The organism is Xenorhabdus budapestensis (genome assembly GCF_002632465.1).
Classification (GTDB): domain Bacteria; phylum Pseudomonadota; class Gammaproteobacteria; order Enterobacterales; family Enterobacteriaceae; genus Xenorhabdus; species Xenorhabdus budapestensis.
Map to the genome: position 1 here is coordinate 28,111 of NZ_NIBS01000028.1, position 4,182 is coordinate 32,292.

Sequence of the window (4,182 nt, forward strand, 5' to 3'; positions counted from 1 at the left end):
CTGGTAACAAACTGAGGAAGTATTTAGCATGAGCGTCCTACGGGCAAAGCCCCACAGGAACGATCACCACCTCCATAGGAGGTGGTTTAAGAGTGACAATAAACAAAGCCTCTCCAGACGGAGAGGCTTTTTGTTGATTATTATTGATGAGATAGTATTAATTTTTATTGAGTATCTGCTTAAGGAAACGTGCTGTATGAGATTTTTCACATTTCGCCACATCTTCTGGCGTTCCTGCCACTAATATATCTCCGCCACCACTACCACCTTCTGGGCCAAGATCGACAATCCAGTCCGCAGTCTTGATAACATCCAGATTGTGTTCAATCACTACAATGGTATTTCCCTGATCCCGTAATTGATGTAGAACTGACAACAGTTGTTGGATATCAGCAAAGTGTAATCCAGTTGTTGGTTCATCAAGAATATAGAGTGTTTGACCTGTACCACGTTTAGATAACTCGCGCGCCAGTTTGACCCGTTGTGCTTCTCCACCGGAGAGTGTGGTGGCAGACTGTCCAAGACGAATATAGGAAAGGCCAACATCCATTAACGTTTGCAATTTACGGGCAAGGGCAGGTACTGCATCAAAAAAGCTACGGGCTTCTTCAATAGTCATATTTAGCACTTCATTGATATTCTTGCCTTTATATTTGATCTCCAACGTTTCACGGTTATAGCGCTTTCCTTTACACTGATCACAGGGAACATAAATATCAGGCAGGAAGTGCATTTCCACCTTAATTACCCCGTCCCCCTGACAGGCTTCACAGCGTCCGCCCTTAACATTGAAACTAAAACGACCTGGTGTATAACCACGTGTTCGGGATTCAGGTACGCCAGCAAACAGTTCTCTCACTGGTGTAAATACACCGGTATAAGTGGCGGGATTTGAGCGAGGAGTTCTGCCGATCGGGCTTTGGTCAATATCAATGACCTTATCAAAATGCTCCAGGCCTTGAATATCCACATAAGGCGCAGGATTAATATTGGTTGCGCCATTTAACTGACGTTGTGCGATTGGGAATAAAGTATCGTTGATTAACGTCGATTTACCGGAGCCTGAAACCCCCGTGATACACGTGAACAAGCCGACAGGTAGTTTTAATGTCACTTTTTTCAGGTTATTGCCCTTCGCACCAATTAACTTCAACATCTTGCTAGGATCAGCAGCGATTCGTTGTCCCGGGATAGTAATCTCACGTTCGCCACTCAGAAATTTCCCTGTGAGAGACGTTTGGCTTGCCATGATGTCATCAATAGTTCCTTCGGCAACGACTTTACCGCCATGAACACCCGCTCCCGGCCCAATATCAATAATATGATCAGCGGCGCGAATAGCATCCTCATCATGTTCAACAACAATAACAGTATTACCTAAATTACGCAGATGCAGTAAGGTTTCCAGCAAACGTTCATTATCACGCTGGTGGAGACCAATGGAAGGCTCATCCAGAACATACATCACGCCAACCAGACCTGCACCAATTTGGCTTGCTAACCGGATACGCTGGGCTTCACCACCGGAAAGGGTTTCTGCTGAACGGGAAAGTGTCAGGTAATTTAAACCAACATTGACCAGAAACTTCAGACGATCACGGATCTCTTTCAGAACTTTTTCAGCAATTTTGGCTCGTTGCCCGTTCAATTTGATGTTTTGGAAAAACTCCATCGCATGACCGATGCTGAAATCAGAAATCTGTGGCAGTGTGGTATTTTCGATAAAAACAAAACGCGCTTCTTTGCGCAGACGGGTTCCTTCACACGAAATACAGGAACGATTACTAATATATTTGGCTAATTCTTCCCGTACAGCGGAAGATTCTGTTTCTTTATAGCGGCGTTCCATATTATGCAGAACACCTTCGAATGGGTGATTACGGACAGTTGCATCCCCACGATCATTGGTATATTTGAATTCGATAGATTCCTTACCTGAGCCATACAAAATTGCTTTTTTAATGGCAGGACTTAATTCATCGAATGGTGTTTCTATATCGAATTTATAATGGTCTGCCAGAGATTTCAGCATCTGGAAGTAATAGAAATTACGGCGATCCCATCCACGAATAGCGCCACCTGCGAGAGAAATACTGCTATTTTGCACCACCCGGTCAGGATCGAAAAACTGTTGAACCCCTAAACCATCACAAGTAGAACAGGCACCTGCCGGGTTGTTGAAGGAAAATAAGCGTGGTTCCAACTCGCTCATACTGTAACCACACATTGGACAAGCGAAATTGGCAGAGAAGATCAACTCTTCAGCCTGAACATCATCCATATTGGCAATGACAGCCGTACCACCGGAAAGCTCTAAAGCGGTTTCGAAAGATTCGGCCAGACGCTGAGCCAGATCCGGGCGTACTTTGAAGCGGTCAATGACAACTTCAATCGTATGTTTTTTCTGCAATTCTAATTTGGGTGGATCGGAAAGATCACACACTTCACCATCAATACGGGCGCGGATATAACCTTGCGTAGCCAGATTTTCCAATAGCTTGGAATGTTCTCCTTTACGCTCCTTGACTACCGGAGCTAATAACATCAAACGTTGCCCTTCCGGTAATGTGAGAACATTATCTACCATCTGACTAATGGTTTGTGCGGCCAGTGGAATATCATGTTCGGAACAACGAGGCTCGCCGACACGGGCAAACAGCAGACGGAGATAATCGTGAATTTCTGTGATTGTACCGACGGTTGAACGCGGGTTATGAGAAGTTGATTTCTGTTCAATGGAAATGGCGGGAGACAGGCCTTCAATATGGTCGACATCCGGTTTTTCCATCAGTGATAAAAATTGGCGGGCATATGCAGAGAGTGATTCTACATAGCGACGCTGGCCTTCTGCGTACAGTGTATCGAAAGCCAGAGAAGACTTACCGGAGCCAGACAACCCCGTAATGACTATCAGTTTGTCACGGGGAATTATCAGGTTGATATTTTTGAGATTATGGGTGCGGGCGCCCCGAACTTCGATGTTATCCATTTACCATTACCCAGATTATTTATCGTGCTCAACTAAAAAACGCATTATTATTGCACAAACCATCCTGAATGGATATACAGTAATAACAGAGATTCATGCTGTAATAGTTACAGTGTATATCAAGCACTTTCAGTTGTTGTGTAGCCGATAAGGGTAGAACAACATGAAAGAGAAAGGATATAAAGTACGATGCGCTTCGCAAAGTATAATATAACGGGTTTTAGTTTAAAGTTAGCCCTCGCATGGTAAACTACTTTGCTTATAATTATAGAAGTCCGTTTTTAGCAGAAATCATTTCATCAGGAGTATTCCAATGGCCAGCAGAGGCGTAAACAAAGTTATTTTAGTGGGTAATTTGGGGCAGGATCCGGAAATTCGCTATATGCCGAATGGCGGTGCCGTTGCCAATATTACTCTGGCAACGTCCGATAGCTGGCGTGATAAGCAAACCGGTGAGATGAGAGAGAAAACCGAGTGGCACCGTGTGGTGATTTTCGGCAAATTGGCAGAAGTCGCAGGTGAATATCTGCGCAAAGGCTCTCAGGTTTATATTGAAGGCGCTTTGCAGACCCGTAAATGGCAAGATCAGAATGGGCAAGACCGTTACACCACTGAAGTCGTGGTCAATCCTATCGGTGGAGTAATGCAGATGTTGGGCAGCCGTGGTGCAGCACAGGATGCACCAGCACAAGGCGGCTGGGGACAGCCACAACAGCCACAAGCTTCCCAGCAATTTAGTGGTGGCGGTATGCCATCGTCTCGTCCGGTACAGTCTCCTGCTCCGCAGAGCAATGAGCCACCAATGGATTTTGATGATGATATTCCGTTCTAGAGTTCACCTGAGACTTAATATGTAAAATATTTACATTAAGCCCTTATTTTAAGGGCTTTTTTTGTTTATAAATGTTGATTTTGTTTTGTAAAAATTGATGACTAAAATCTATTTATTGTTTACCTTGCAAAAGTGTAAAGAAATGGGTGTGCAATGAATACTGATTATGGAACAACGACATTTTTGATGGATAGTGGTGAGCGATACTGTTTGATCATAGATCGCTTAAGTAAGCTCCCGTTATATTACCCAAACTTATTTTGGTCGTGACTCTAAAGCGTTAATTTGATATTCTTGTGTTTTTTTAGTGGAACCCACATGTGACTGTCAAGATAGAAGTTGTTTGCCGATATTGCGGTCA

Annotated in this window: 2 protein-coding genes; one reads left to right on the forward strand and one right to left on the reverse strand. The window is 44.0% G+C overall.

Going from position 1 to position 4,182, the window contains the following annotated elements:
• Positions 1-157: 157 nt before the first annotated feature.
• On the reverse strand, positions 158-2,989 hold the full coding sequence (uvrA, locus tag Xbud_RS16740; protein ID WP_099137184.1) for an excinuclease ABC subunit UvrA: 2,832 nt from the start codon (positions 2,987-2,989) through the stop codon (positions 158-160).
• Positions 2,990-3,302: 313 nt separating this feature from the next.
• On the opposite strand from uvrA, the gene Xbud_RS16750 reads away from it, so the two are divergent.
• The gene (locus tag Xbud_RS16750; RefSeq protein WP_099137186.1) at positions 3,303-3,821 is read left to right on the forward strand and encodes a single-stranded DNA-binding protein; all 519 of its coding nucleotides are present in this window, start codon (positions 3,303-3,305) and stop codon (positions 3,819-3,821) included.
• The last annotated feature ends 361 nt before the right edge of the window (positions 3,822-4,182 follow it).